This is a genomic window from Fictibacillus iocasae (assembly GCF_042665465.1).
GTDB lineage: Bacteria > Bacillota > Bacilli > Bacillales > Fictibacillaceae > Fictibacillus > Fictibacillus iocasae.
The window spans coordinates 25,133-45,309 of record NZ_JBHTCP010000010.1; the positions used below are offsets into that span (position 1 = coordinate 25,133).

Genomic DNA, 20,177 nt, shown 5'->3' on the forward strand with positions numbered 1-20,177 from the left:
AGGATCGCTGAAAATGTGCGCGGGCCTGGTCAAATCAACCACAATTTTCCTATGTCGTCACGCCATCATATTTGGAAATACTTTCTTTTTAAAATTATTCGCTGTCTGCCGATATTAATGATAATTCACGAAAAAGGGAGACTTTGCAGATGAAGGGTAAATGGGGCATTTGGGGCAACGGGAAAAGGGAGTCTTCGGTTCGGCGGCCGATTATTGTGTTTACGGCGGTTATGATGCTGGTGCTGATTTTGGTGAACGGGATTATCTTGTACAAGTCCATTTCCAATTCAACGGACCATACGCTGAGAGAGTTTGGGACGATTTTGGCATCCAATTTCGCAAAGGAAATGGATGCGACACAATACGAAACGTTTTTGCAGGATAAGAGCGAGTCGAAAACGTATTGGGAGCTTAGGAAGGATCTGAATCAATACCGAAAAGAAACGGGTTCTTTTTACGTGTATACGATGGAGGCGACGAGCGATAAGAAGCTTCGCATTCTTGTGGATGGGATGCCTAAGGGCGACAAGAATGCGTCATCGATTGGTCAGGAAACATCGTCTACGAAATATGAGGATGTAGAAAATGTGCTGACAAAAGGCGAGGTGTCGAGCACGCCGATCGTGCATGATCCGGAATATGGTGACTATTTATCTGCGTTCGCACCGATCAAGAACAGTCAGGGCGAGATCATTGGCGTACTGGGCATCGATATTAATGCCGAAACGGCGGCGTCGATCAGCGGAACGATCGTGGAAGAGCAGGGCTTCCTGCTGTTCGCAATTAACATGGCCGTTCTCCTCGTGGCGTTATTTGGAATCGCCATCTATACGAGAAAAACGCTTTTGCCGCTGAAGCAGCTTGAGCAGCTGGCGGATGAGGTGGCAAAAGGAAACCTGAGCAGCACGACTATTTTATACAGCAAAAATGATGAGATCGGACGAATCTTCCAATCGTTCTCGCACATGAGAGAGAATTTGCACGAGCTGATTTCCAGTGTGAAGGAAACAGCGGATGACACGATATCAAAATTTTATAACGTCAACGAAGAAATGAAGAGCATTAAAGAGCAGACGTCGTCGATCGTGATCGCGAGCGAGGAGATTGCGGCGGGGAACGAAACGGTTTCAACGTCGATGGAGAACACGGCAGAACTGAACCATCAATTCCAGCACACGCTTGTGAGGGTGTATGATGAGGTCGCTGTGGTGCAGAGCATGAATGAGGAAGTCGCGAGCTCACAGGAAAAAAGCTTGCAGTCGCTGCAGGCGCTCGTTACTGTTCATGAAGCGACGCAGGCGACGTTTAACGAAGTGTCGAGCTCGATCAGCCAGCTTCACGAGTTCTCAGGGCAAATTGAAAAAATCGTAAAAGAAATCAAAGGCATTTCCGATCAGACGAACCTGCTGTCGTTGAACGCATCGATCGAGGCGGCAAGAGCAGGTGAGCACGGCAAAGGGTTTGCGGTCGTGGCGAATGAGGTAGGAAAGCTCGCGAACCAGAGCGGCGAGGCGACGAAAATGATTCAGGAGACGATTCAGCACATTCAGTCACAGATCAGCGAAACGAAGGATAAGACGGACCACACGCTGCAAACGTTCGTCGAGCAAAGCGGCGAGCTGGATACGGTGAAGCATAATGTACTGGATTTGTCTGATCTATTGTCGAAAACGAACCAATCGATCGAGCAGATTCACACAATGTTTAGCAGCATGACGGAAAAGCAGGCGTCGATTCAGGACGATATGATGTCGGTGACGGCGGTGTGCGAGGAAACTGCTGCGGCAACCGAACAGGTCACGGCGACAATTCAGCAGGTTGACGGCAACATGAGCCAGTTCTCAGGCGAGATTGAAGAGATCGCGGAATCGGTTCATCGACTGCAGGAGCAGACAGAGCAGTTTAAGCTGTAATCTACTTTTAAATCGGACGGATGGGACTGGACGATTAATCCACGGTTCCATCCGTATTTTATTGAAGGCTGGGTGATTTTATGAAAGAGTGTCCCGAATGCGGAGCTAGTTTGGTAGAGGACGGAGCGGAAATGATCACGTTCGAGCCTGACGAAAGTGTAGTCATTGATGCGTTTATGGTGCAAGCATGCTCCAATCACTGTGGATATGCTGTACGTGTTCAGGCAGAAGAAGAGTAACATATAGGAGGAGACGCATGTCTACGAAACAGATAACAGGACTTTCCGAGCTTTACAGCAAGCATTGGCAAGCTTTACGCGAAGAGTTGCTGAACAGTGGAACCGATTTAACTAAGCTTTCCAAGCCATGGCTGGTTGATCTCGTTCCGGGGTACGAGGCATCGTCTGTCAAGGTACTGATTGTGGGGAAGGAAGCGAACGGATGGGGAAGGTATGCTGATTTGCTGGAAATCGACCGTGATGAGGCGATTGAATCGCTTCAGCAAAAATATCGATCGTTCCGCCAAGAACAAAAGATGGCGCACACACCCTTTTGGAAGGGTGCTGCTTCCATCCATCGCGCTTTAAATCCTGACTGTACGGATTCTTCCTTTATAACAACGAACCTCATTAAAATGGATCAAGACAAAAAGCCTTCCAGAAACAGGAGGCCAGTGGCACAAATGGAAGAGCTCATCTGCAAGCATTTTTCGGTGCTGAAAGAGGAGATTGCCCTTCTAAAGCCAGACGTGGTGGTGTTCTTTACAGGACCACATTACGATAAAAGGATTCAGCAAACGTTCAACGAAATAGAGTTTGATCGGGTGGAGGAGTTTAAGAAGCGCCATGTCTCCAGACTGGTTCACGAAGATTTGCCGCTTCACACCTATCGCACGTATCACCCGGGATTCTCGATGCGCAACAGTGAGCGCTATTTTCTTCCCGTGGTAGAAGCATTGCAGCGTTTGGTATTGAAGAAGCCTTAAAAGGAGAGACGTGGAAAGCTGGCATGCGGCATTAAGCTAGTATTCTCTGTGTTTCGTCCATCACATTTTAAACAATTGTTTAAATACACCTACTAAAAAACACCCTCATACAAGGGTGTGATGTCTTATCCAATCGTTCCTCGATCGACCTGTTCGTGCATCATGACGAGATTATATTTCACTTTTTCCGAAACGTCGCACAGTGCGTCGATGGCGAGTCCTTTATTGTGGGACATCTGGAAAACGATGTCCTTGAACAGCAGATCCATCTCCTCCAAAATGCCTGTGGCGGCACTGTTGTAAAGGTGGATGTTGTAATAGCTCGTCTGGCTGAACAGAGCGGATTCGAGATACGGCTTGAACTTTTGGACAAGCACAGGGTAAAACACGATAAGATTGCCAAGGCCTTTCCTGACGCCTTCAACGGTGTCCGCAAGCTCATCGATCGGCTCAAGGGCGTCCTGGACCATTGCCCGAATCTTGTCATCAAAGTCGGTGAACATGCCGGCAAGCTTGACCGGAAGGCTGCCGTTCAAAATGACATAGACGGCACCATTAATCGCATCTGAAATGCCTTCCAGCACGCCTTCTAATAAAACCGCAATCGATTCAAGACCAACTAAAAGGGGCAGCAGCAGCTTATGGGTAACATCTGTAAACGCTAGAATGGCCATTTCAAGCTGGATGTCCAGCAGCTTCATGCCCATCTTTAAGTAAGGTGAATCCAGTAACGTGTGATCTCCTGGTGCACTGATGTCTGGCAAAGCAAGAGATGGCGGGATCCCGGTGGAAATGCCGCCAGCGAGGAGACTGTCTCTTTCTTTGAAATGTTCAGCGGTTGCCGAGACATCCTGGCCGTAAGATTTCATATGCTCTTTCACTGTCACGTTGTTTTTTGCAAGGATCTTAAAGTGGGCCATGAACTCGCCAACTACAGCGTCCGTAAAGCGATCGGTACCGCCTTCGAACAGCTCTGGTATTTTGTTATTTACGAGATTTGGCAGAAAATCAGTCAGTTCTTCTACACTTGAACGAAGATTGTAAAGAAAATTTCGTGCGTCTGCAAACAAAGACTCTACGTTGATGTCTTTGTTCATCACAAATTCCATCAGCTCAGCCGGCGGGGAATTCAGAAAATAGTTCAGTGACTGCGCCTTCGATTCAGCGCTGTCCAGCAAAGAAATCAAATGATAGATTTCCGTTTTAATAATATTGCCCGTACTCGTAATTCCGTTAAAGAGCGGATTTTGCGCCGCATCCTCAAACATTTCACGGAACGATTCCTGCAGCGTGTGAAGACGCTCGTAATAGCGGCTGCCTTCGTGTTCAACGATATCAGCTGAGTTTTGCAAATACGCATATACAAGAGCCATCCGGCTGCTGACGTGTGACTCCATTGATTTTGAGAGGTCAAATAAATGATCAGTATTCAGGTCAATTCGTTCGGAACTGCCGGAATGAAGAGACTGTCCAGTCCAAATGCTGGAGACGACTCCAGCGTCCGCATCAATATAAATCGCACCATAGCCAGGCTGCCCCAGTTCTCCAATGACATACATCTGCTGTCCTGCTTCATTTTTGCCGATATAGCCAGTATGATTCGTTGATAAATACTCAAAAGAGGGAATGCCGTGATTGATCTCAACCTGTTCGCCCGGAATGCGGTGTCCGAGGAACAAGCCGGTTATCGTACTCGTCAGCACATCATAACGGCCAAAATAGTTGGTGATATTCTTATACTCTTTGTTAGAATCGACCACACCATCAGGCAATAGGGCAGGGTTAAGGGTGACCGTTTTTACGTGCGGGTTTGCCACGCCGACCGCGTTCGCGTTCCCGCCGCCGAGTGAGTTGCCGCAGACGTAGGAAACGGTTCCGAATTTTTTCTCCGTTTCATCAAAATAATCTTGCGCAGCCTGAACTTGTTCGGGCACCATATCACTTAACAATTGTGCATCTGTAAGGAGATCCTTTTTGTCTTTCGTGTCGGTACCTGTATAGGCAATGAGAATTTCTTTTGTTTCAACGGATTGAAAGGTAATGGCGTTTAATCCGTTGGCCGTATCCGTATGTTTTTCTAACACCCTATATATATTTCCATTAACATTTACTTTTTCTTTGGGACTGTAGTTTTTATAAGCGTGATAACCAGAAATTTCAACTAAATCAGTATCAGGAACTGTACCAGAACGTTTCGTTAAAGTCCCTTGTTTTAACGTAGTCATGGATTGCCCTCCCACTTATTTTTTATAAATTTCATTTGGAAAGTCCTGGGCTAACGTGTTATCTTTAGAATTTTGTCCATCACCTTTTAAAATTTCATTGTCATGAAGAAAGATGCTGTACGCACCTAATGGAAGATTTTCCATCGCTTCGATATCAGAAACGAGTTGGTCAAAAATTTGTTTGTCTGGTTTCTGGTTCTTTTCCTTCATAAATAAACGGATCACCACGTTGTATTCCTCAGGATCACGTTTCAATGATTTCACGGCCGCTTGATACTCTTCTTTTGTCGTTTCCGGTTTCTCTAAATATTGTTTAGATAGCGCATCAAAGCTTTCACCAGGCATCGTAATGTAGTAATAAGGTGTTGAAAAGCCACCAGCAAAGGTCTTCTTAAGAGCCTCATCTGTTAAACCGACCACTGGATGTTCTCCCGCGAACTTTGTGAGGTAGGCATCCAGAGTGGCTAACTGATCTTCGTACACCATTGCGTAGATCCCGCTTTGGATGGCGTATTCAACCTGGCCAGGCTCGGTCCAAATGCCTTCAGGCCGCAGCTTTCCTTGATTATCGATAGGAATGATCGCAAATGTAGAGAATTTAACGGCGCCTAACGATTCCACATAAACGGTAGCACCGTCTTTGTTGCCGATAATGTTATGTACTTTCACTTTCGTTTGATAGTTATTAAGAAAGAACTCTTCCATTGACTGAACCACTTCATCCTTGTTGGCTTCAGCAATCTTGTCATTCTTATCACCATTCGGCAGCCTGTAGCCTTGCCCCGTGTAATCCTGCACACTTACATATGCGTTTGACTCCTTTTCCACGTTCTCCGTTTCTCCCTTCATACAGCCTCCGAGCAGCATCATGCCAAGAAGAGTACCTGCCATCATTCCTAAGTGTTTTTTGTTAAGCATATGTATGAACCCTCCTTGATCGTTTCCTATCACTATCATTGTCACTATCACTGTATTACGTCCTATATTATTGTAAAGTTACATTTTCTTGTATGCCACCTAATATATACCCATAAAAAGTAAAAAAACAACGTGCCTGAAGCACGCTGCTGTGAGCTTTTTACTATATCTAATGCCATTTCGGGTCCATTTCGGGGTCCGGTACCGAGAGTACCGGACCCCTTTCAACCTTTCAAAAGGTAGTAAAGACGGCTTTATTGTATTTAGGAGGTTCCACGGGCGCATTCGACAAAAGTACGGCTAACTTTTGGTGAAGAACGGGCGAAATTTAACGTCGCGCGGCTGCAGAATTATATTCGTGGGCGACTAACGCCTCTATTCGGCTAACATTCCTTTTTTTACTATGTATAACCCAATATAGTTGTGCTTGATGAACCTAATTAAAAAAGATGTCCCGTAAGTAAGGGAACATCCTCCTCATTGAGCTCTATGCCCTTATCTCGTCAAATGCTCGTTAAACAGTTGTTTAAAATAAGGCTTGAAATCCATTTCGATCATCTGTTGTGTGTCTTCATTTATGACGGTTAGCAGGATGCTGGAGTGGTCCTTCTTATCTGCTGTGATTTCCATTTTTTCAACGCGTTTTAAATCTAACAATGACACTAGCCGGTTGGAATCCCGTTTCATCACTTGAATTTTCACTTCTCCATAGGAGGGAGAAAGGTGAACAATAAAGTCTTCTTCACCGTTAGAAAATCGGTATGTTGCTTCGTTATAATAAAAGGGATAGTCCTTTGCTTCCTCTAACAGTGTTGGTTCGCATTGGAATAAAGAGAGAAGATCGATTTCATTTGGAAAGTCTGGCATGATGTCACCTCATTTCGTTTTAAAGAACTCAGAATAAACTTTTCAAAATTTAAATGGACTCTATTATTCTACGTTTACCAATAAGCTTTTCCAGAGAGATTGAAAACCAAGGTTAGGGGGTCAGGTACCGAGAGTACCGGACCCCCTAACCTATTTTCATGAAAAACAGCCTCTCTTGTCATTATTTTAGTTTAGTAGAGGTGTGTTTGAAACTTTATTCTGAAATTTATGCATTCTAGTACATTCCCCTTATTAAACAGTGAATTGTTTCCGGTTATTTTTATAGGAAAATAGTTCTATTAAATTATCAAATAATTCTAATAAAATGTTACTTTTTTCTTAATAATTTCTAAATAATTTGAAAATATTTCCTTAACATCGTTCAAATATACTTTGGAAGTGTTAGGAATTCAGTTGTTGAGGTGATGGTGAAAAGCAAAAATTTGTGGTGAAGGATGTCAAAAGATTGTAAACAAATGGAGGAGCGAAAATTGAAAAAGATGATTGCTAGTTTGCTTACTGCATCAACGATGGCTGCTGCTATAGCAGCGGGACCATCTGAAAGTGTTCATGCCTCTACGACCAACACACAAAAAGAAGTCTCACACAGCATCATGAAGGCTGCACCTAAAAAACCGGCACCAAAGAAGCCAGCCCCACCGGTTGTTAAGCTGTTAGAAGGAAACGTAACGTCTCCGAGATGGATCGATGAGTCGCACGTCATGGTAACCAAAGTTACAGACAATGGCATGCAAGAGTACATCCTCAATGTTCCGACAAAGAAATACGAGCTGATTAAAGGCAAACCAGCGGATGCGTCTGAGATGGTCGTCAGCCATGACGGAAAACACGCCGCTTTCCTTAATGAGGAAGGGCACGTTTACATCATGAACCTGAAAACGAAAACGTCTAAAAAAATCAGCGAAGATGCTGAGATCAAGACGGAGCTGCAGTTTTCACACGATGGAACAAAATTGTTCTACGTGGCTGGTGAGAAATCAGGTGTGATCGCCGCGATGAACGTGGCAGATGGTGTCATCACAACGATCCTAGACGACAAAGTGAGCTACAAATCAGAGCTTCAGATTTCAGCAGACGGAAAGAAGTATCTGTATTCGGTTCGAAACACAGGGAAAGTAACAGAAGGCCAGCCTCCGACAGAAGACAATCCGAACACAGATGGTGACGTCGTTGAGGTGGATCTTACAGGTACAGAGCCACAGCTCTTCTTGTTTTCAGAGGGCAAACCAACGCAATTGACAACAGGGACAGAAGAAAAAGAAAATGCTGTTTTCCTGAAGGATGGCAGAATCGCTTACATGAGTGTCGATATGGAAAACACGCAGAAAAACCCTGAGCTAAAAGTGCTTGATCCAGAAGGAAAGACAAGCTTCACGGCGGTCAACCAGCTTTCTATTATTCAAATGGCCATCCGTGATAACGGCTTGATCCGCGTTCTGGCAGAAGATGAAAAAGGCAATAAAGCCATCTACCAAGTGAGTATCACAGGTAAGAAAGCAGAAACGAAAAAAATCTCATACGTCGACCGTGCAACAGAAAGCATGTACTACGGCCCATATGGAGACAACGTTTCCTTAACAATCAGCACAGCACACGGTGAAAAAGTCGTTGTAGCGTACAAAAAGAAGTGGACATTCCTTACAAAATAAAAAATGAACAGGAGAGATTATCATGAATTGGTTTAAAAAGCTATCACTCGTTACCCTTACTTCAGCAATGGTATTAGGTTCGGTTTCATTTGCACCTGCTCAAAAAGCAGAAGCAGCGGTTTCTGGGAAAATTTCAATCATGGGTTCATCTGCTTTGCTTCCTTTATCCAAGCAAGCGGCGATCGAGTTCAAAAAGAAGAATCCAAAGGTTTCAATCACGGCTTCAGGATCAAGCTCTATCGCTGGGCCTCAATCGGTTCGTAAAGGAATCGCTCAGATCGGTGCTTGTGACTGGGATGCAACGAAATCTAAGGGCGGATTCTCTGGCTTTAGCGGACTTGTTGCTCATAAAGTAGCGATCATTCCGTTTGCCACGATCGTACACCCTGGCGTGAGTGTCGACAGCCTGACGAAGTCTCAGCTTCAAGGGATTTTCTCTGGAAAATACACGAACTGGAAGCAAGTGGGCGGAAAAGACCTTGAAATCACTGTTGTTAACCGTGCATTCGGTTCAGGAACTCGCGTGAACTACCAGGAAAAAGCGCTAGGCAACGCTTCTTTTAAGAAAACGAAAAACTACGTAGAAGTAAAAAGCAGTGGAGACATGGCAACAAAGGTTAAATCAACACCAGGTTCAATCGGCTATATCGACCTTGTATACGTAAAGTCTGGATTGAAGGCATTGAAGTTCAATGGAGTTTCTCCCACAACGTCTAACGTGATCAGCGGTAAATACCCGGTTTACGGTACAGGCTACTACATGACAAAAGGCCAGCCAACTGGTGCGACAAAAGAATTTATCAAATATGTACAAAGCGCTAAGTTTCAAAACGGTACATTGAAGAAAATGAAGTTTATCCCGATTTCAGCAATGAGATAACATGCAAGCTGAGACCAGCCCCTTCCCCCAAAAGGGGCTGGTTTTTATATTGCACATAATGGAGGAATAGGAATGGAACGAGCTTTGGAAAAAGCGGCGCAGCAAACGGCTCCGGTTCAGCAGGCGGCAGTACCTCGAAAGACCTTTCAATTCAATAGAAGAAAAATGTCCGATGTTGCGTTTCGATATTTTTGCTGGATTAGTGTTATTTTACTTTGCATGACCTTGCTCTCAATTATTGGCTTTATGGGCAAAACAGGCTTGATGACCTTTAAGGAAGTCTCGGTCTCAGAATATTTTCTCTCCCTTTCCTGGCTACCGGAAGAAGGGAAGTATGGAGCAGCCTTATTTATTCTCGGAACCTTTTCACTAACCGCGCTAACTCTAGTCATTGCAGTTCCCCTATCCATCGGAATGGCTATTTTCATATCAGAAGTCGCACCAGAATGGCTGAAAAGAATCATCAGGCCGATGCTTGATCTGCTTGTCGGAATTCCTTCCATTGTCTACGGCTATTTAGGAATGACCATCTTGATCCCGTTTTTGCGAGACGCAGCGGGTGTTCAGGTCGGTGATGGACTGCTTGCAGCCGCTCTTGTGCTGACGCTTATGGTGCTGCCTACGATCACGCGAGTCAGTGATGATGCCATCACGTTCGTTCCGCAGCAATTCCGTGAGGCCGCGTATGCGATGGGCTCAACAAGAAGCCAGATGATCACGCGCATCATCCTTCCCGCAGCAAAGCAAGGAATCGTTTCCGCTGTGATACTAGGTATGGCACGTGCGATTGGTGAAACGATGGCGGTCGTCATGGTCATCGGCAACACAGCAGAGCTGGCGAAGGATCTGTTCACGCCAACTTCGGTGCTGACGAGCAATATCGTCATGCAGATCACGAACGTCGAATTTGGATCAGCATGGAGCAACGCTCTTTATATGATGGCATTCATCTTACTGTTCATTTCATTAGTGATGATCATCGGCATTCGTGTGCTTCAGGCGAAAAGGAGTTTTGTTAAATGAGTGTGTACCGAAAGCAGCTTAAGATCTCTAAGATATCGGATAAAATTCAGACAGGCTTTCTGTGGGCTCTTTGCCTAAGCGCCATTCTGCTTATTATTTCTTTATTATTTATGGTTGTCGGAAAAGGCCTCAGTCAGCTGTCGCTCGACTTTTTCTATAAAATGCCGGAAGAGCTCGATAAAGGCGGCGGAATTTCTACGGTGCTTTTTAACTCCTTTTATATGCTCATTCTCTCGCTCATCTTTTCGATACCGATCGGAATTGGATCGGGCATCTACCTTGCCGAATACGCGCCAGACAATAAATTAACCGCAATGATCCGCGTTTGTGTGGAAGGCCTGGCATCAGTTCCTTCTATTGTATTCGGCTTGTTCGGTCTCGCTATTTTTGTCGAGTACTTTGAGATCGGCCTAACGATCCTTGGGGGAGCAGTCAGCCTCGGACTATTAAACCTTCCCGTCCTCACCCGAGTGACAGAAGAGGCGGTTCGCGCGGTACCGGAGGACGTGAGAAGCTCGGCGATCGCGCTTGGAGCGACGAAGTTTCAGACGATCATGCGCGTCGTCATTCCGAGCGCATTGACCGGCATCATGACGGGCATCAGTCTTGTCGCGGGCAGAGCGTATGGCGAATCAGCGGTCATCATTTTGGCGGCAGGCACAAGCACGTCAGGCGTCATGTGGGATTTCAGCCTGTTCGCACCAGGGGAGACGCTCGCTGTTCACTTATGGTACGTCCAATCAGAAGCCATAGTGGAGGATGCGAGTGCGATTGCAGAAAAGTCGGCGGCTGTTCTGTTGCTCATGGTGCTGCTCATCAATTTAATCATCCGAGTTCCTGCCTGGCTGCATCATCGAAAGTTAAATAGAAGATAAAGGGTGGTACAAACCGTGATAGCTGTCGATCAAGAATACGCTTTTCAGATCAAGAACTTAAATGTGTGGTATGGAGACAACCAGACGGTCAAAAATTTATCCATGAACATGAGAAAAAACCGGGTCACCGCCATCATCGGCCCATCCGGCTGCGGAAAATCCACTTTGCTAAAAACATTGAACCACATGGTAAGCCTCATACCTCATACGAAGGTGAGCGGTGAGGTGATCTATGAGGATAAAAACATCTACGGAGAAACAGTAGATTTAGAAGAGCTGCGAACGAAGATTGGCATGGTCTTTCAAAAACCGGCACCATTCTTGAAGTCTATCTACGAAAATGTAGCGTTCGGAGCGCGCATTCATGGGGAAAACAAGAAAAGTGACCTCGACGAACGGGTGGAACGATGCTTGAAGCAGGTCGCGCTATGGGATGAGGTAAAGGACAGGCTCGATAAATCAGCAATCGGCCTGTCTGGCGGACAGCAGCAGCGACTCTGCATCGCGCGCTGTCTCGCTGTGGAGCCGAACATTTTATTGATGGACGAGCCAACATCCGCGTTGGATCCGATCGCCACATTAAAGATTGAAGAGCTGCTGCAGGAGTTGAAAAAGAAGTATTCGATCGTCATTGTGACGCATAACATGCAGCAAGCCGCACGAGCCTCCGACGATACAGCGTTCATGCTCAACGGCGAACTAGTCGAGCTCGCACCGACCGGAGCACTGTTCTCAGCACCAAAGAACCAGACAACCGAGGATTACGTGATGGGGAAATTCGGCTGATGAAGATTACATGAAAGTTCGGGGTCCGGTACCTAGGTACCGGACCCCGAACTTTCATGTTTAATAAGGCAGCCCTCTGAAAAGGATCGCGAACATCGCGAGGACAAGGAGGACAAGAAAGATGGTGGCGATGATACCGAGGATGAGAAGTGTCCAGCCAAGCCCTTTTCTGCCGGTAGTAATAAGAAAGATAGCAAGCGTGATATAGCTGAACAGAAAGCCTAGCACGGCCCACAGCCACTTGTTTTTCCCGTATTTAGGCGCGCTCACAAACAAGTAGGCCGCTATAATGGCATTGACCACAAATCCAAACGTTATTTCCATGTTTTTTCTCCTTACACAAAGTATTGAATAACCGCTTCTACTAGTTTACTGTGCTTCTCTTTTTCCTGCCACGTAATATATACCCGTAAAGCAGGGGATGGTAGACACGATTTGACATGCTTTTGTGAAAAAAGGACTAGTTATGAAGAAAGGAATAACCCAGTATTTGGGGATTTATCTTCATTAATAAGTATTTGTGCCGATATAAAAGAATGGTATTTATTTCTTATTAGGGGGAAGAAGGCATGACAGAAAGAAAAAGTTTTGGGTTGGCATTAATTATTTGGTTTTTCTTTGGAGGCTTTGGCGGACACCGTATATACGTTCAGGAAAAAGCATCGGTCATCCTTTGGTACTGGCTGGCAGCTATTTTTACACTATCTATCATCTGCTGGATTGACCTGTTCCGCTTGAAATCGATGATTCGTACTAGCTACGAGGAAGAAGTTATGAGAGAAAGAGCATTAAGAGCTTAACAAGAGAACAAATGAAAGCTGTCTCGAAGGCTGTGGAAACTCCCTTCTGTGACAGCTTTTTTCTTAAATTCAGTAAGAAAAGCAAGAGAATTCTATTAAAATAAAACCTTTCAATGCCGATATTATTCATAAGAATACATAATGGCGGAGGGACAGCTGAATATGGGATTTATGAAGAATGTTCTATCGTTCGGCGCTTCCGGACGGATTGAAAGCAAAATAGAGGAACTGGAAGATCTGCAATATGACTATCAGAGGCTGCATGAGCGCATGGAATTCAAGCGCGCAGAGGTTAACGATGCATTGGAGCGGGTCATTGAAGTGAAGGTGCAGGGTGTGGCGTCACTCAAAAAGATTAGCAGTATTTCAGTGAATCTTAAGGCCAAGGACCGAGAGATGATGCGTCAGCAAGTCAGCTTCAGCCAAGGCGAGGTTAACTTTTCTGCGATTGAGACGACGATCTCAGCCGGAGAGCTTGCCATTAACGCTTCAAAAGGCATGTCAGCTGGTGTCGGCACCGCACTTGGCGCTTGGGCACTCGTGTCTACCTATGGTGCAGCGTCGACCGGAACGGCGATCGCCGGCTTGACCGGGGCTGCCGCAACGAACGCGACACTGGCTTGGTTCGGAGGGGGCGCGCTTGCAGCTGGCGGCGGAGGAATGGCCGCTGGAACCGCCATGCTCGGCGGAGTCATCGCCCTTCCTGCACTCGCACTGGCTGGCGTGTTCAGCCACATTCAGGCGAATAAGAAGATCGGTGAAATAGAAAAGCAGATGACGAAAATCGTGAAGGCCATGGACCAGGTGAAGGGAAATCTATTAAAACTGGAACTGATAGAGGAGAGATCCGGAGAACTGGCCGTGAGTTTGGAAAAGGCTATATCGGCGTACGATCAGGAATTTGCCAAAACCTATCTGGAGATCTATCCTGTTGCGTATTATTCAAAAACCGTAAAATGGATTCGCAAAAATATTTTCAGGAAGAACTACTTTTCCGAGCAAGATCTCAAAGCCATCGCCTATATTGGCGGCTTGGCGGGCAGCCTTGCAACGTTAATTGATACAAAAGTGTTCGAGGAATAAGGGGGGCTTTTCATGTTTGAGCTATTGGATACGAAAAAAGCGGGTGCCATCTCGAAATTAAACAAAGTTTCTGCCATTATTCCAGCAGCCGATGTGCTTTCGTTCGTCGAAAAACTAGCAGAAGCATATAAAGAACACAAAATGACCGAACGGGAACTGGCAAGAATCGAAGCAACAAGAGATATCCTCATGACCGAAATGGCGAAGAAATACGAGCTGTATCACAAAGTCTTTGACCAGATCTTTGAGGAGAGACGGATTGCGGTCGGGAAAACATTCGCCATCATCGATAAAGGACTCGCCGACGGAAACAAAGAACTCGTCAGCATGGGACTGAACAGCCTCAGCACCATCGTATCCACCAGCCCGTTCGCCGACTTCAAACAGCTTTCTGGGTTGCTGGAGGGCGGCGGGGTTATTGAAATCTAATCAAGTATTCTTAAGATAATAGTAATTCGTTTTTAAAGAGGAACATACTATCTTACCCTCTTGAAAATCCACGTTATCATCCAGTGAATGAGGATTACTGAAAGTGCATTGAAACGTTTTAATGCTTCCATCGTAAACTTTTTAATAGGATTATATGGATTATAATGTTGGAGGAGACTAATATGAAAGTTCATGTATGGCATACAGGAAGTGTTTATATTGACCAAGCATTAGCTTTTCAAGAAAACTCATTACATCCGCTTCCTTATTCAGGTTGGTTAAGGGGGAAAAGTAAAAAACGCTGGGTTCCGGTATCTTCATACTTTATCGAACATCCTAAAGGTAGAATTCTGGTAGATACAGGGTGGCATGAAGAAATCAGAACGAATCAAAAGAAACATTTGGGGCGGTTGGCTTACTCAATGTTTCAAGGAAAACTGAATAAAGGTGAGTCAGTTTTAGAAAAGTTAACGAACTACGGTATCAAAAGTCATGACATAGATTACGTCTTATTAACACATCTGCATTCTGATCACGTAAGTGGGTTAAAACACGTTAAAGATGCGAAAAAAATTCTTACAAGTGAGCTAGAATGGAAAGCAGCAAATAAAAAAATCGGTTACATAAAATCAATGTGGGATGGAGTTCCAATAGAAACGTTTGAATTTAGTGAAATTCCATATGGGCCTTATAAGAGAGGTTTGGATTTATTTGGTGATGGTACGTTATTTTTGGTTCATACTCCAGGCCATAGTGATGGCATGTTTTCTATATTAGTAAAGATGAGCGAGGGATGGTTGCTATTAGCAAGCGATGTTGGTTATTCCAAGAAATCATGGGAGGATATGATTTTGCCTGGTGTTACGACTAATAAAGTCTATGCAAAAGAATCTTTAAAATGGATAAAAGAATTTTCCAATAGAGAAGATTGTATCCAGGTTATAGCCAATCATGATACAGAGATTGAACCCCGAATTATAGTATAAGTTTTTTTTTGTTCGGTTTTTGGGGGGATCTGAAAAAAGCTTGGAAGGCTTCCAAGCTTTTTTAGTGGAATATTGTTAGCTCTGCAACTAGTTTAATTTTGCTTACTCTTTCGAAATCATCTCTCCGCCAAGCAGTTTCACATACCCGTCTTCAAGTCCGACAAGATACGTCATCTCATAATAAGAGGTTTTATCGGTATCGTCCACATATTCTTCCGCTGTTAATGAAATAGATACGGTGAATGTGCCGTCGCCATTGTCAGAAACGGAGGAAGAGGTGATCTGGGTGCTTAACGTATTTTCATAGCCGGCTGCAAAATCCTCAAGAGAAGGGGACGTCGCTTTCCAGCCGCCGCCGATTATCTCGTAGGCCTCCGGATAACTTCCTCTGTTCACAGCGTCATAAAAGGCATACACCGCATTTTCCGCATCATAGGAAGTGAGATAGTGGTCATCTCCATCTGTCTCTTCCGGATACCCCTCATCTCCGTAATCATCGGTATATTCATCTGAATACTCTTCAGAATATTCCTCGCCATAATCGTCGCCTCGATAATCTTCTGTTATATCGCCATCATACTCGGGTACTTCAAACTCGTACTCTTCTTCAAAATGTGCGAACGTCATCGGATGACTCGACCAGCCCTTAATTTCTGCAAGAACGGTGTAGATCGGGATGCTGAATCCGATGTGCTCGGTTGTGTGCTTGACCGAGTTGATTCCCAGCACAGCGCCGTCTTTTGCACTGACAATCGGGCCTCCGCTGTTGCCTGGAGAGATCGGGGCGGTAATTTGATACATGTTTTCGTACATAAATGGATCTAGAGAAAATGACCGGTCCAACCCGCTGATAATGCCGACCGTGACCGTGTTTTGCAAGCCAAGCGGACTGCCGAGCGCGACCACATCATCGCCAAGCTCGCTCGGTTTTTCTTTCATTTTTAAAGGAGCGGTACCGGCCAAACCAGGCACTCGAATCAGGGCGATATCTCTCGTCTCACTCCGTCCAATCACGGTCCCTTCAAACGTCTGGTCACTGCTCGTTCGCACCACTACGTTCCGTTCATAGCCGACAACGTGTGCGTTCGTAATCACATCACCTTTCTCGTTGTAGAGAAAACCCGACCCTTGCGCACTGGACGTTTCAATCTGCACGACCTTGCTTTGTGTCGCTTTTATAATGTCCTTTAAATCATGCTCTGTATCAGCTGAAGCTGCTGTGGGAACCTTGACTTCTTTTGTCACGATCTCGGTCTTGACCTTTGTTTCCGCAGGCTTGGCTTGTTTCGGCGGCATCACTTGATACAGCACATACGCCAGCACAACGCCAAACAGCAGAACAGTCATAACCAGCAAAGCTGGAAGAACCGCTTTTTTCATATTTCTTCACCTCATCGTTTACCTGTCTACTCCTTACTATCGGAATGAGGATGACATTCATGAAGAGGGGGACGGAGGAATTTTGCCAAAAGTGAGGGGGAAAAGGTTGGGTTCTTTTAAACAACTGTTTAAAATGAAAGGAAAAAGAGGTGATGTCGATGGAAGCAGCGAGTCTGTTACGCGAGCTGAAGGAAGGTAGGATCATGCCGAGGGAAGCTTTTCCGCAGCTGGCCGAGCATGTTTCTGTGTTGTTCGTTCCTGAGCAGGAGCTTCGAATTCGAACAGAATCCGGCGAAGGGCTTGTCGTGTTCACGAGCTTGGAAACGGCTGTTTTGTTTGAAAAAGAAGTGAAGGTCAAAGAGAAGGATGCGTTAGCGTTTGTGCAGCAAGCGCTTCGCGATCATCATGAGATGATCTTGTTCAACCCGAATCATGAGTCTATGCTAGTGCTGCACAAGAATGACATGAAGCTATTGATGCGTGAGTATGCGATGAACGTCTTAAAGCGGCGGGGAGGCGCGTATGTTCCTATGAGGCCACAAGGAGAACCGCTCTTTATTCCTGTGCCGGACGGCGGTGTGTTTCTTCCAGCTTATCTCGATGAGAGAGAAGGGAATGGCATACATACCGAATACCGCTGTGTGCCGATGAACTGGCATACGATTGCTGAGTATTGCCGAATTTTCGAGGCAGAAGCCGTGTTCCTGCAGATGGGTTACCCTGAGCAGATCGGCATTCAGGTGGCTTATTTAGAGCAGCTGAAACGCAGCGAGAGTCCGGTGAAAAGAATGAAGTGGGCAGGCCGATTTTGGTTTCTGTTCGCCTTTATTTTAATGGCGCTTGCGTTTACTGTGGGACTGAACGAGTGGCTTATCGCGATTTACGCCGTGCTGGGAGTTGTCATTCTAGTGGGAAATCTGGTCGCGGAGCGGCGTAGAAACCGGGTGAAGAGAACTTAGTAGTTAGTAGGGGTCCGGTACGTTGAGGGTCCGGTACTAATGGCAAGAAAAGCGGCTATATCGCCGCTTTTCTTGCCACGTACCGGACCCCTTAATTGTTGCAAATAGACTTCCCTATTTTGTGCTAGACGCATAACTGAAGACGCCGACGATCATTAACGTGATAAAGAGAGCGGCGATCACTACGAAGATCCAGCCAAGAATGTTGCGATTTGTTTTCAATAGAAAGATGCCAAGCGCCAGGCAGTTGAAGAATAAGCCGAGTATGCCCCAAAGCCAAGGATTCTTGTTATATTTTGGAGCGCTAACAACGAGATAGACCGCTATAATGATGGAGGTGAAAATGATTAACATGCCATTGCTCCTTTAACAGGCGATTATATGTGGGGGTCCGGTACGCCATGCAAGTAAAGCGGCGTTATCGCCGCTTTTGCTTGCCGCGTACCGGACCCCGGTTTTAATTTAAAAAAGTACCGGACCCCGAATTTACCCCGGATTTAAGAGTGGGTGTTCTTACTCTTGGCGGCGGTTTTGAAGCCGAGGCTCCACCAGATGGAGCGGGCGTGTTCTCGCACGCGCGGGCTCAGCCAGGTGATCTTGGATGTGTATTTATCCCACAAAGCAAGCAGAATAATGGATACGACCGCAACCTGCGGGGAGTAGATCACATAATCGAACATTCCAGTCAGAAGGATGACGGGAAGGCCGATTAAGAAGACGTCGAGCTGCTTTTTGTTTTGCAGGCTCGCGAAGTTCAGCATGAACAGCTTGCATAAATTGATCAACACAACAAGCAAGAAGGCCGTGCCGCCGAGTGCGCCGTATTCGGTGAACATGCCGATCACTAAGTTATGGGCGTGCGGAACGGCTTCGTGGAATTGAAGAACGTATTCCTTGTGAAAGCCGATCGGCGTTAATCCGAATAGAGAATGCTCCTGCCAGAGTGTGAGGGCATTTCTCCATATTTCTTTTCTCACTTGAGCGGAAGCTGTAAGGTCCGCACTTCTCGGCATCCAGCTCAGAATCACCTGTGTGTTCAACGCTAGAATACCGACGAGCAGGATGGCCATCATTTTGTTCAGTCGGAAGGCAAAGAGTGCAAGCAAAATAAGCATGACGGCAAAACCGGACTTAGAGCCGGTCAGGATAATGGCGTGTGCAAACAGGCACGCGATGGCGGACCAGAACGCGGTCAGCGGCCATTTGCTGCTTCGAACGCAAGCGAGACACTCGGCAAGCAAAAAGGAAAAGCCGAGCAGCAGGATGGCAGCCGAAAAGTTAGGATTGTACGCCGCTCCAATAAGCCGTTCATAGTGGACAGGCGTGCCCGGTCCGAACAGGGCGGTGCCGGTCAGGACACTCGTTACGGATTTGCCGAGCAGTTTTTCCTGAAATGGATACAGCATATAAAAGTAAAGTCCAGCGCAAACGGTCATCCATTTTAAAGCGGTAAAGGTCCGCTGTGCGCCTTGTGAAATGATTTTGACATAAAGCCCGATATACGCAAGAATCAGCGCTGACACTAAGAAATAAGAGAAATCATGCATGGCGAACGCCGATCCGATGCTAGAAAGAAACAGACAGGATAAAAGGAACAATCCTGGCGAAAACTTTATCTTTTCTCCGCGTTTCCATAGACTGTTCAATGTCTGGATGCCGCACAAAAGCAAGAGCGCGATGCCCGCTGGAGGAAGGATAAAGCTTAGGAAAATGCCGATTTCTATACTGTGTTTTTTGAATGATTTCATGATTATGACCTCTTTTAGTGACATAATGATTCATCATACTAAAAAAGGTTGTCATTTATAGCAGTTTTACAATAATCATAAAGTATTTTTACAGAGATTTACTCGCGGTTTTACTTTTCCTTTTCGAACGTGACTTCATGCTCGTCAGCCAGCTTTTTGATGTCCTTTTGGTAGTCGCGCATCATCTTTCTCGCTTCGTTCAGCTTTCCGTTCGCCTCATTCACCTTCTCAAAGCTTTGTTCCTCCAACGCCGTCACGAGCGACAGCATGCCGTTTTGCTGGATTTGAACGGCCTCAATGTATTTTTCATGAAGCTCCTGCATTTCCTCCGTTTCCAGCTCAATACTTTCCACATCTTTTAGAAATTCGTTGTACTTTGGGATGATCTCCTCGGTTAACGCCGTGTACAGTGTTTGATCATCTGTATAGTTGTTGCCTGTCACACCTTCATACAGTTCCTTCACTTCCTCTTCTTGTTCGCTGAGCGGCTTCATCGTCTTATTGACGTACGTGACCATTTCCTCTGCGACCGGGTCGCTCAAGCAACCTGCTAACACGAGCAGTCCAGCTGCCATCATCCCTAACCAAACCTTTTTCATTTCATCTCAACTCTCCCTTTTTAGTTAGTCATTCAGCAACCAATACCCTAT

The 20,177-nt window shown here is 45.7% G+C and carries 21 protein-coding genes; 13 read left to right on the forward strand and 8 right to left on the reverse strand.

What is annotated here, in order from left to right; genetic code table 11:
* Positions 1-149 precede the first annotated feature (149 nt).
* From ACFQPF_RS05345 to ACFQPF_RS05355, 3 genes are all read left to right on the forward strand, one after another.
* Positions 150-1,913 carry a methyl-accepting chemotaxis protein gene (locus ACFQPF_RS05345; protein WP_379747326.1) on the forward strand — a complete coding sequence of 588 codons (1,764 nt, stop codon included), beginning with the start codon at positions 150-152 and terminating at the stop codon, positions 1,911-1,913.
* Positions 1,914-1,993: 80 nt separating this feature from the next.
* The gene (locus ACFQPF_RS05350; protein ID WP_379747328.1) at positions 1,994-2,152 is read left to right on the forward strand and encodes a hypothetical protein; all 159 of its coding nucleotides are present in this window, start codon (positions 1,994-1,996) and stop codon (positions 2,150-2,152) included.
* A 17-nt stretch (positions 2,153-2,169) separates the two neighbouring features.
* Positions 2,170-2,898, forward strand: a complete 729-nt coding sequence (locus tag ACFQPF_RS05355; RefSeq protein ID WP_379747330.1) for a uracil-DNA glycosylase family protein — start codon at positions 2,170-2,172, stop codon at positions 2,896-2,898.
* A 125-nt stretch (positions 2,899-3,023) separates the two neighbouring features.
* Here the strand turns inward: ACFQPF_RS05355 and ACFQPF_RS05360 are convergent, their stop codons facing one another.
* The 3 genes from ACFQPF_RS05360 to ACFQPF_RS05370 form a co-directional block, all read right to left on the reverse strand.
* Positions 3,024-5,123, reverse strand: a complete 2,100-nt coding sequence (locus ACFQPF_RS05360; RefSeq protein WP_379747332.1) for an SA1320 family protein — start codon at positions 5,121-5,123, stop codon at positions 3,024-3,026.
* 15 nt (positions 5,124-5,138) lie between these two features.
* Positions 5,139-6,041, reverse strand: a complete 903-nt coding sequence (locus ACFQPF_RS05365) for a DUF1672 family protein (protein WP_379747334.1) — start codon at positions 6,039-6,041, stop codon at positions 5,139-5,141.
* 495 nt (positions 6,042-6,536) lie between these two features.
* Positions 6,537-6,908: a hypothetical protein gene (locus ACFQPF_RS05370; protein ID WP_379747336.1), complete on the reverse strand. Its 372-nt coding sequence runs from the start codon at positions 6,906-6,908 to the stop codon at positions 6,537-6,539.
* Positions 6,909-7,399: 491 nt separating this feature from the next.
* On the opposite strand from ACFQPF_RS05370, the gene ACFQPF_RS05375 reads away from it, so the two are divergent.
* From ACFQPF_RS05375 to pstB, 5 genes are all read left to right on the forward strand, one after another.
* Positions 7,400-8,578 (forward strand): TolB family protein, encoded by a 1,179-nt coding sequence (locus ACFQPF_RS05375; RefSeq protein WP_379747338.1) that lies wholly within the window; start codon positions 7,400-7,402, stop codon positions 8,576-8,578.
* Positions 8,579-8,600: 22 nt separating this feature from the next.
* Entirely contained in the window at positions 8,601-9,458 is an 858-nt protein-coding gene (locus ACFQPF_RS05380) for a phosphate ABC transporter substrate-binding protein (RefSeq protein ID WP_379747340.1), read from the forward strand.
* Positions 9,459-9,530: 72 nt separating this feature from the next.
* Entirely contained in the window at positions 9,531-10,481 is a 951-nt protein-coding gene (gene pstC / locus ACFQPF_RS05385; RefSeq protein WP_379747342.1) for a phosphate ABC transporter permease subunit PstC, read from the forward strand.
* The gene (gene pstA, locus ACFQPF_RS05390; protein WP_379747344.1) at positions 10,478-11,356 is read left to right on the forward strand and encodes a phosphate ABC transporter permease PstA; all 879 of its coding nucleotides are present in this window, start codon (positions 10,478-10,480) and stop codon (positions 11,354-11,356) included. The genes pstC and pstA overlap by 4 nt, the downstream gene beginning before the upstream one ends.
* 15 nt (positions 11,357-11,371) lie before the next feature.
* Complete coding sequence (gene pstB / locus ACFQPF_RS05395) at positions 11,372-12,142, forward strand: phosphate ABC transporter ATP-binding protein PstB (RefSeq protein ID WP_379747346.1); 771 nt, start codon at positions 11,372-11,374, stop codon at positions 12,140-12,142.
* Positions 12,143-12,202: 60 nt separating this feature from the next.
* On the opposite strand, the gene ACFQPF_RS05400 is transcribed toward pstB, so the two are convergent.
* A complete protein-coding gene (locus ACFQPF_RS05400; protein ID WP_379747348.1) occupies positions 12,203-12,466 on the reverse strand; it encodes a hypothetical protein in 264 nt (87 codons plus the stop codon).
* A 245-nt stretch (positions 12,467-12,711) separates the two neighbouring features.
* Between ACFQPF_RS05400 and ACFQPF_RS05405 the strand changes: the two genes are divergently transcribed.
* The 4 genes from ACFQPF_RS05405 to ACFQPF_RS05420 all read left to right on the forward strand — a co-directional run bounded on the left by ACFQPF_RS05405 (position 12,712) and on the right by ACFQPF_RS05420 (position 15,440).
* Positions 12,712-12,942: an NINE protein gene (locus ACFQPF_RS05405; RefSeq protein WP_379747350.1), complete on the forward strand. Its 231-nt coding sequence runs from the start codon at positions 12,712-12,714 to the stop codon at positions 12,940-12,942.
* A gap of 162 nt (positions 12,943-13,104) precedes the next feature.
* Positions 13,105-14,025, forward strand: coding sequence for a hypothetical protein (locus tag ACFQPF_RS05410; protein WP_379747352.1), 921 nt, complete (start codon positions 13,105-13,107; stop codon positions 14,023-14,025).
* A gap of 12 nt (positions 14,026-14,037) precedes the next feature.
* A complete protein-coding gene (locus ACFQPF_RS05415; protein ID WP_379747354.1) occupies positions 14,038-14,454 on the forward strand; it encodes a hypothetical protein in 417 nt (138 codons plus the stop codon).
* 182 nt (positions 14,455-14,636) lie between these two features.
* Positions 14,637-15,440 (forward strand): N-acyl homoserine lactonase family protein, encoded by an 804-nt coding sequence (locus ACFQPF_RS05420; protein WP_379747356.1) that lies wholly within the window; start codon positions 14,637-14,639, stop codon positions 15,438-15,440.
* Positions 15,441-15,542: 102 nt separating this feature from the next.
* On the opposite strand, the gene ACFQPF_RS05425 is transcribed toward ACFQPF_RS05420, so the two are convergent.
* Positions 15,543-16,820, reverse strand: a complete 1,278-nt coding sequence (locus tag ACFQPF_RS05425) for a S1C family serine protease (RefSeq protein ID WP_379747358.1) — start codon at positions 16,818-16,820, stop codon at positions 15,543-15,545.
* Positions 16,821-16,978: 158 nt separating this feature from the next.
* Between ACFQPF_RS05425 and ACFQPF_RS05430 the strand changes: the two genes are divergently transcribed.
* On the forward strand, positions 16,979-17,779 hold the full coding sequence (locus ACFQPF_RS05430; RefSeq protein ID WP_379747360.1) for a hypothetical protein: 801 nt from the start codon (positions 16,979-16,981) through the stop codon (positions 17,777-17,779).
* 114 nt (positions 17,780-17,893) lie between these two features.
* On the opposite strand, the gene ACFQPF_RS05435 is transcribed toward ACFQPF_RS05430, so the two are convergent.
* The 3 genes from ACFQPF_RS05435 to ACFQPF_RS05445 form a co-directional block, all read right to left on the reverse strand.
* Positions 17,894-18,133, reverse strand: a complete 240-nt coding sequence (locus ACFQPF_RS05435) for a hypothetical protein (protein ID WP_379747362.1) — start codon at positions 18,131-18,133, stop codon at positions 17,894-17,896.
* 143 nt (positions 18,134-18,276) lie between these two features.
* Complete coding sequence (locus tag ACFQPF_RS05440; protein WP_379747364.1) at positions 18,277-19,527, reverse strand: O-antigen ligase family protein; 1,251 nt, start codon at positions 19,525-19,527, stop codon at positions 18,277-18,279.
* 110 nt (positions 19,528-19,637) lie between these two features.
* Complete coding sequence (locus ACFQPF_RS05445) at positions 19,638-20,126, reverse strand: hypothetical protein (protein WP_379747366.1); 489 nt, start codon at positions 20,124-20,126, stop codon at positions 19,638-19,640.
* Between the last annotated feature and the right edge of the window lie 51 nt (positions 20,127-20,177).

Bases quoted from the DNA above. Each gene is read 5' to 3' on its own strand.
- ACFQPF_RS05365 (WP_379747334.1), bottom strand. From the start codon at position 6,041: ATGCTTAACAAAAAACACTTAGGAATGATGGCAGGTACTCTTCTTGGC.
- ACFQPF_RS05380 (WP_379747340.1), top strand. From the start codon at position 8,601: ATGAATTGGTTTAAAAAGCTATCACTCGTTACCCTTACTTCAGCAATG.
- ACFQPF_RS05425 (WP_379747358.1), bottom strand. From the start codon at position 16,820: ATGAAAAAAGCGGTTCTTCCAGCTTTGCTGGTTATGACTGTTCTGCTG.
- ACFQPF_RS05445 (WP_379747366.1), bottom strand. From the start codon at position 20,126: ATGAAAAAGGTTTGGTTAGGGATGATGGCAGCTGGACTGCTCGTGTTA.
- ACFQPF_RS05415 (WP_379747354.1), top strand. From the start codon at position 14,038: ATGTTTGAGCTATTGGATACGAAAAAAGCGGGTGCCATCTCGAAATTA.
- ACFQPF_RS05360 (WP_379747332.1), bottom strand. From the start codon at position 5,123: ATGACTACGTTAAAACAAGGGACTTTAACGAAACGTTCTGGTACAGTT.
- pstA (WP_379747344.1), top strand. From the start codon at position 10,478: ATGAGTGTGTACCGAAAGCAGCTTAAGATCTCTAAGATATCGGATAAA.
- ACFQPF_RS05410 (WP_379747352.1), top strand. From the start codon at position 13,105: ATGGGATTTATGAAGAATGTTCTATCGTTCGGCGCTTCCGGACGGATT.
- ACFQPF_RS05370 (WP_379747336.1), bottom strand. From the start codon at position 6,908: ATGCCAGACTTTCCAAATGAAATCGATCTTCTCTCTTTATTCCAATGC.
- ACFQPF_RS05440 (WP_379747364.1), bottom strand. From the start codon at position 19,527: ATGAAATCATTCAAAAAACACAGTATAGAAATCGGCATTTTCCTAAGC.
- ACFQPF_RS05350 (WP_379747328.1), top strand. From the start codon at position 1,994: ATGAAAGAGTGTCCCGAATGCGGAGCTAGTTTGGTAGAGGACGGAGCG.
- ACFQPF_RS05400 (WP_379747348.1), bottom strand. From the start codon at position 12,466: ATGGAAATAACGTTTGGATTTGTGGTCAATGCCATTATAGCGGCCTAC.
- ACFQPF_RS05355 (WP_379747330.1), top strand. From the start codon at position 2,170: ATGTCTACGAAACAGATAACAGGACTTTCCGAGCTTTACAGCAAGCAT.
- pstC (WP_379747342.1), top strand. From the start codon at position 9,531: ATGGAACGAGCTTTGGAAAAAGCGGCGCAGCAAACGGCTCCGGTTCAG.
- ACFQPF_RS05420 (WP_379747356.1), top strand. From the start codon at position 14,637: ATGAAAGTTCATGTATGGCATACAGGAAGTGTTTATATTGACCAAGCA.
- ACFQPF_RS05430 (WP_379747360.1), top strand. From the start codon at position 16,979: ATGGAAGCAGCGAGTCTGTTACGCGAGCTGAAGGAAGGTAGGATCATG.
- ACFQPF_RS05345 (WP_379747326.1), top strand. From the start codon at position 150: ATGAAGGGTAAATGGGGCATTTGGGGCAACGGGAAAAGGGAGTCTTCG.
- ACFQPF_RS05405 (WP_379747350.1), top strand. From the start codon at position 12,712: ATGACAGAAAGAAAAAGTTTTGGGTTGGCATTAATTATTTGGTTTTTC.
- ACFQPF_RS05435 (WP_379747362.1), bottom strand. From the start codon at position 18,133: ATGTTAATCATTTTCACCTCCATCATTATAGCGGTCTATCTCGTTGTT.